Below are 6,822 nucleotides of genomic sequence, written 5' to 3' on the forward strand. Positions count from 1 at the left end.
CGGCGGGATCGATTTCAACTCGGCCGAACTGCCCACCTACCGCGACTTCGCCTACCTGGCCTTCACTGTCGGGATGACGTTCCAGGTGTCGGACACGGTGCTGAACGCGGCAACTGTTCGCCGCACCGTCCTGCGCCACGCTCTCCTGTCGTACCTGTTCGGCACCGGAATCCTGGCTACGACGATCAATCTCGTCGCCAGCCTCCGCAGCGGCTAGTCCCCGCTGCGCGTCGAACCGCAGCCGGTCCACGGGCCTCGTCGGTCGCGTGACCGTGGCGACCGACCCCGACCCGGGAGCCGGAATGGCGGCACCGGTCGGGGAGTTGCGGTCCGCCGACGTCGGGATCGTGGTCCGCGATGAGCCGGCCGGGTCAGTAGCGCGTCCGGGCGCAGGCCTTCTGCCCGCTAGCCGCTCCTGATGGTCGTCGCCACGATCGCCTTGAACCGAACGACGTGGGGACGGCACCTGTTCGCCACGGGCGGCAGCGTCGAAGCTGCCCGGCGCGCGGGGATGGACGTCATCCACATCAGGGTCACGGCGTTCACGATCTGTTCGGCGGCCGCGCTGCCGCCCTCGTACCAGAACATCATCACGGGCGCCGTCCTGCTGATCGCCGCGGGTATCGACGCCCTGTCACGGCGCCGGTCGGCCACCCGGAGGAGCTGATTCAGCCGGTTCGCCCGCGTGGGGCCCGCCGGCAGCGGTGAGTGGGAGCACGACCTGCACGGCGGTGCCCCCACCGACCGGGCTGTGCAGCGCGAAACGGCCGCCGAGCGCCTCGACGCGGTCCGTGAGCCCGACCAGTCCGGAACCCCGGGTGCGGTCGGCGCCGCCGCGCCCGTCGTCGCGGACGCAGACCCGCAGAAGTCCTTCACCGCTCTCCACCTGGACCTGAGCCTCGGAGGCGTCGGCGTGCTTGGCCGCGTTGGTGAGTGCCTCGGCGATGACGTAGTAGGCGGCGAGCTCGATCTGGTCGGGCAGCCGGCCGGCGACGCCGACGTCGAGGCGGACGGGGACGGCGGAACGGCGGGCGAGCGTCCTCAGCGCCGGGCGCAACCCACCGTCGGCGAGCGCGGGCGGGTTGAGGCCACGGGCGATCTCGCGCACCTCGTCCAGCACGTCACCGATCTCCGCGGCGAGGCCGTCCAGATGCGCGGTCAGCTCCTCCGCCGCCGGGGGCACCGTGGCCTGCGCCGCGCGGATCTGCATGGCGAGGGAGACCAGACGCTGCTGGACGCCGTCGTGGAGATCGCGTTCGATGCGACGGCGCGCGGCGTCGACCGCGGCGACGATCCGCACCCGTGATGCGGCCAGCGCGGCCTGGGCCTCGGCGTTGGCGATCGCGGTGGCGACCAGCTCGGTGAAGGCGGCCAGCCGTGCCTCGGTGTCTGCCGACAGGGGTCTTTCGTAGGTGGACGCCACGCTCATGACGCCCCACAGGCGCCCCTTGACGCTGATCGGAGCGCCGACCGACGAGCGCACGCCTGCGGCAAGAACGATCATCGGTGCCGGGCCGGCATCCTGGCCGTAGTGATCCACCCGGGCCGGCTGGCAGGTTTCGAAAACCAGCGTGTGCACGTTCCGACCGCCGAGTCCCATGTGGAAGCCCATGGGCACGGGGAAAGCGGCGCCCGTCCTGGTCCAGGCGCCGAGCACCGTGGCCGTACCGTCCCGGCCGTACCGGCTGAGGACCGTGAACTCCACGGAGAGCACCCGACCGACCTCCTCGGTGACCGCGGCGAACACCTCCTCTGCCGGCGCCGCGCCGGCGACCAGGGTCGCCACCCGGCGCAGCGCGGCCTGCTCCTCGGCGAAGCCGCGCAGCTCCACGCGGGCCTGCGCGTTGGCGATGGCGGTGCCGACCAACTCCGTGAATCCGCCCAGGCGGGCCTCCGTGTCTGCCGGCAGCGGCTGCTCATGTGCGGAAGTGACGCCGATGACGCCCCAGAGCCGGCCGTCGACGCTGATCGGCACCCCGACCCCTGAGTGCACGCCCATGCTGCGGGCCATGTCGACGCCCACCCTCGACGCGTGGGCGTAGTCGTCGATCCGCGCCGGACGGCGGGTCCGGAACACCAGCGTGTGCATGTCCCGCCCGCCGAGCCGGAATCTCCCGCCGATGGCGATGGGGGACGCCGCGCCCGTCCTGGTCCATGCGCCGACGATCGTCGCCGCGCCGTCCGCGTCGTACCGACTCAGGAGCGTGACCTCGCTCGAGAGGACACGGCCGACTTCGTCCGTGACGGCAGCGAACACCTCCTCCGGGGTCGCCGCCCGGGCGACCAGCGTTGCCACCCGCCGCAGCGCGGCCTGCTCCTCGGCGAAGCCGCGTAGTTCCACGCGCGCCTGGGCATTGGCGATCGCGGTCGCGATCAGCTCGGTGAAGCCGGCCAGCCGTGCCTCGGTGTCGGGCGGCATCGGCTGCTCCTGCCCGGACGCCACGGCCATGACGCCCCAGAGCCGGCCCTCGACGCCGATCGGCACGCCGACCGCCGAACGCATCCGCCAGCCGCGTGCGGCGTAGGCGACCGCTCCCGAGGCGTCGGCGTAGTCGTCGACGCGCGCCGGCCGACCCGTGTGGACCACCAGCGACACCACGTTCCGCCCACCGAGACGCACCCGGGTCCCGACGGGGAACGGTACGTCGGCGCCGGTCCTGCCCCATACGCCGACGGACACCTGCGCGTCGTTCGGCTCGTACCGGCTCAGGATCGTGAAGTCGACCTCGAGCAGCCGCCCGACCTCCTCGGCGACCACTGCGAACACCGCCTCCGGTGGCGCCCCGCCGGCGACGAGCGTCGCCACTCGGCGCAGCGCGGCCTGCTCCTCGGCGATCCGCTCGCTCGGCCTGACAATCGTCAGGACCTCCACTCCGGCAGCAGCCACGTCGCCGCCTCGTCAGACGCCCACTGGGGGTGTCCCAGCGTGCTCGCCCCGAGGAGGCGAATCAAGAACCGTCCCGGTCCGCACACCCGGCCCGGGTAGCCGGCAGCCCGCAGCCGGTCGCACTGTCGGCTTCGCCCACTGCCCCACCGCAACCGCCGGGATGATCCTTGATCGGTCCCCTGACTGGGAGCACGCTGGACACCGGTGCGCACCGGGCGAGGTGGCGGTGGATCCGCCGCCGGGGCGGAGACCCTGATGGCTACCCGACTGAGCGGTCGGATCGCGGACGAGCAGGCCACGCTGCGACGGGTGGCGACGCTCGTTGCCGGAGGGGCGTCGCCGGAGGCGGTGTTCGCCGTCGTCGCCGAGGAGGTCGGTCGGCTGCTGGGCGCTGACCTGACGATCGTGGGGCGCTACGACCCGGACGGCGCCGTGACGGCCGTCGGCGCGTGGAGCGGCACCGGCGCCGCCCTGCCCATTCCCGACACGAGGGCGTGCCTCGGCGACCGGAACACGGCGACCCTGGTCTTCCGGAACCGCCGGCCGGCGCGGATCGACGATTACGCCAACGCCTCCGGCCCGCCCGCCGAGAACGGACGCGGCTGGGCGCTCCGCTCGACCGTCGGCGCGCCGATCAGCATCGAGGGCCGGCTGTGGGGTGTGTTGACCGTGGCGTCCACGCGCGCGGAGTCGCTGCCCGCGGATACCGAGGGACGACTGGCGGACTTCACCCAGCTGGTCGGGACGGCGATCGCCAACGCGCAGGCCCGCGTGGAGCTGCGCGGCGTCGCCGAGGAGCAGGCCGCGTTGCGGCGGATGGCCACGCTGGTGGCCCGGGCGGCGCCGGAAGAGGTGTTCGCCGCGGTCACCGCCGAGGTCGCCCGGGTGCTCTCCGCCGACGTCACGATCATGAACCGGTACGACCCGGACGGCACGCATACGGCGGTCGGCGCGTGGAGCAGCACAGGGACCGCCGGGCCGTTCACCGTCGGCACCCGGGCGCCGCTCGGCGGGCGGAACGTGATCTCACAGGTGTTCGCCACGGGCCGGCCGGCACGGATGGACGACTACGCCGACGCCTCGGGCCCGACGGCCGACATCGCGCGCGGCTGGGGCGCCCGCTCGGTCGTGGGGGTACCGATCAGCGTCGAGGGGCGGCTGTGGGGCGTGACGTGCGTGGGGTCCGGGCGCGAGCCGCTGCCGGCGGACACCGAGGAGCGACTCGCCGCGTTCACGGAGCTCGTCGCCACCGCGATCGCCAACGCGCAGGCGCGCATGGAGCTGCGCAGCCACGCCGAGGAGCAGGCCGCGCTGCGCCGGGTGGCGACGCTGGTGGCCCGGGCGGCGCCGCCAGCGGAGGTGTTCGCCGCGGTCACCGCCGAGCTGGGACGGGTGCTCTCCGCCGACGTCGCGCTCATGAGCCGGTACGGCCCGGACGACACGGCCACGATCGTCAGCGCGTGGACCAGCACCGGCGCCGCTCCCCCGACCCCGGTCGGCAGCGGATTCGAGCTCGGTGGGCGGAACGTGCACACGTTGGTGTTCCACACCGGCCGGCCGGCGCGCATGCCCCGCGCCGAGGCCTCGGGTGCGGCCACCGACGTCTTCCGCGAATGGGGCATCCGCACGGCCGTCGGGGCGCCGATCGGCGTCGGAGGCCGCCTGTGGGGTGTCATGAGCGTGCTCTCCACTCACGAGGAGCCACTGCCGGCGGACACCGAGGCCCGGCTGGCCGGCTTCACCGAGCTGGTCGCCACCGCCCTGGCCGACGCCGAGACCCAGGTCGCGCTGACCGCCTCCCGCGCGCGGATCGTGGCCGCCGGCGACGCCACCCGCCGCCGCATCGAGCGCGACCTGCACGACGGCGCCCAGCAACGCCTGGTCTCCCTCGCCCTGCACCTTCGCGGCACCGTGCGCGCGGCGGTACCACCCGAGGCCACCGAGCTGACCGCACGGCTGGACGCCGTCGCCTCGGAGCTGGCCGGCGTGCTCGACGAACTGCGCGAGCTCGCCCGGGGCCTGCACCCCTCGGCCCTGGCCGACGGCGGCCTGCGCCCGGCGCTGAAGGCACTGGCCCGCCGCTCCGCCGTCCCGGTCCGCCTCGAGGTGCGCGTCGACGGCCGATTGCCCGACCAGGTCGAGCTCGCCGCCTACTACACCGTCGCCGAGACGCTGACCAACACCGCAGCGCACGCATCCGCCACCGTCATCGACGTCGAGGTCGAAACCGGCGAGGGTGTCCTGCGTGTTCGCGTCCGCGACGACGGCCGCGGCGGCGCGGACCTGACCGGCGGCTCCGGCCTCGTCGAGCTCACCGACCGGGTCGAGGCCCTCGGCGGCCGGCTCTCGCTGCACAGCCCGCCCGGCGGAGGCACCAGGGTGCAGGTCTCCTTGCCCGTCACGGCTGCCGGCACGCCCGCGTCACCCGCCGCAGAAGCCGGCCCCTGATCCACCGCAGCGAGCCGGCAGCCGCCGACCGCGTGGAGGCAGCCGCGCGTGAGTCCGGCAGCACGATGGGTTCCGGGTCGACAGCCGCCCCCGACGCCGGGGGCTGGTCGGTATCGCGGATTGCCGTTGGCCGGGGCGACGCGAGGCGCCGCCGTGACAAGACTTTTCGCGTACTCGGCCGACGCCGTCGGGATGGCGACTTCAGCCGGCAATGCCTCGTGAACCAATCCCGCAAGGGGGCGCAGTGCGGTCCTGTCGGAGTCGGCGATGAGCCCCCAGAGCAACCACCCGGTCGCGGTTCCCGCACATCGGCGCCCCGTCGTTTCCAGACCGTTGGCGTTCTGGCTGGTGGCCGTGGCGTTCGCGGTGACGATGTTCGGGACCACCCTGCCCACGCCGCTGTACGTGCTCTACCAGGAAGAACTGGGCTTCGCGGAGGAAATGCTCACGGTGATCTTCGCGGTCTACGCCGCAGGGGTTCTGGCGGCGTTGCTGCTGTTCGGCCGCGCATCGGACCAGCTGGGGCGCCGCCTGATACTGCTCGTCGGATTGGCGTGCGCCGCACTGTCGACGGTGGCCTTCCTGCTCGATCAGGGCCTCGCGCTGCTGATCGTCGGCCGGGTGCTGTCGGGCCTGTCGGCGGGGATCTTCACCGGCACGGCGACCGCCGCGCTGGTGGACCTGGCCGGCGCGGGTCAGGGACGGCGCGCCACGATGGTGGCCACGACCTCCAACATGGGCGCGCTCGGTCTGGGGCCGCTCGTGGCCGGGGTTCTCGCCCAGCTCGCGCCCCTGCCGCTGCGCCTTCCGTTCTGGGTGGACCTGGGACTGATCCTGCTGGCGATCCTCGCTGTGTGGGTGATGCCGGAAACGGTGGACGTTCCTGAGCATCCGCGCCTGCGGATCAGCCGGCCCGACCTGCCTCCGCAGGTCCGGCCCGTGTTCGTCCGAGCCGCCACCGCGGGATTCGCCGGCTTCGCCGTGCTCGGCCTGTTCGCCGCCGTGGCGCCGTCCTTCCTGCTCGACCTCCTGCACGAGCCCGATCACGCGCTCTCGGGCGCGGTCGTGTTCACGGTCTTCGCCGCCTCCGCCCTCGGGCAGGTCACCGTTGCCCGGCGACTCCGGCACAGGGCGCTGGCGACCGGGTGCGTGGCGTTGATCGCCGGGATGGCGCTGCTGGCCGCAGGCCTGGCCATGACGTCGCTGGCCCTCGTGATCGCCGCGGCGGTCGTCGCCGGGCTCGGGCAGGGTCTGTGCATGCGGGCGGGCCTCGAGGCCGTCAACACCCAGGCGCCCGCCCAGCGCCGCGCCGGCGTCGCGTCGACCTTCTTCATCGTGATGTACATCGGTATCTCGCTGCCCGTGATCGCCGTGGGCATCGCCGCCACACGCCTGGGACTGCAGACCGCCGGGATCGCGTGCAGCATCGCCGTCGCCGCGATCGCCACCATCGCGCTCGCCACCACGCTGATTCCCGCGCACACCGG

The 6,822-nt window shown here is 73.6% G+C and carries 5 protein-coding genes; 4 read left to right on the plus strand and 1 reads right to left on the minus strand.

The features are described 5' to 3' along the window. Positions 1-217, plus strand: a 217-nt coding sequence (locus tag VGD70_RS30995; RefSeq protein WP_331087627.1) for a DUF1345 domain-containing protein, incomplete at its 5' end; no start/stop codon positions are given. A 201-nt stretch (positions 218-418) separates the two neighbouring features. Continuing rightward, positions 419-667 carry an ABC transporter permease subunit gene (locus VGD70_RS31000; RefSeq protein WP_331087628.1) on the plus strand — a complete coding sequence of 83 codons (249 nt, stop codon included), beginning with the start codon at positions 419-421 and terminating at the stop codon, positions 665-667. Here VGD70_RS31000 and VGD70_RS31005 read toward each other — a convergent pair. After that, complete coding sequence (locus VGD70_RS31005) at positions 635-2,887, minus strand: GAF domain-containing sensor histidine kinase (protein ID WP_331087630.1); 2,253 nt, start codon at positions 2,885-2,887, stop codon at positions 635-637. The two genes, VGD70_RS31000 and VGD70_RS31005, sit on opposite strands and share 33 nt — an antisense overlap. Before the next feature lie 255 nt (positions 2,888-3,142). Between VGD70_RS31005 and VGD70_RS31010 the strand changes: the two genes are divergently transcribed. Both VGD70_RS31010 and VGD70_RS31015 read left to right on the plus strand, forming a co-directional pair. Continuing rightward, the gene (locus VGD70_RS31010) at positions 3,143-5,335 is read left to right on the plus strand and encodes a GAF domain-containing sensor histidine kinase (protein WP_331087632.1); all 2,193 of its coding nucleotides are present in this window, start codon (positions 3,143-3,145) and stop codon (positions 5,333-5,335) included. A 354-nt stretch (positions 5,336-5,689) separates the two neighbouring features. Next, positions 5,690-6,822, plus strand: a 1,133-nt coding sequence (locus VGD70_RS31015; RefSeq protein ID WP_331087634.1) for an MFS transporter, incomplete at its 3' end; no start/stop codon positions are given.

This window comes from Actinophytocola sp. (assembly GCF_036402745.1).
Taxonomy (GTDB): domain Bacteria; phylum Actinomycetota; class Actinomycetes; order Mycobacteriales; family Pseudonocardiaceae; genus Actinophytocola.

Coding starts and splice junctions, on each gene's coding strand:
- VGD70_RS31000 (WP_331087628.1), top strand. CDS start 419: ATGGTCGTCGCCACGATCGCCTTGAACCGAACGACGTGGGGACGGCAC.
- VGD70_RS31010 (WP_331087632.1), top strand. CDS start 3,143: ATGGCTACCCGACTGAGCGGTCGGATCGCGGACGAGCAGGCCACGCTG.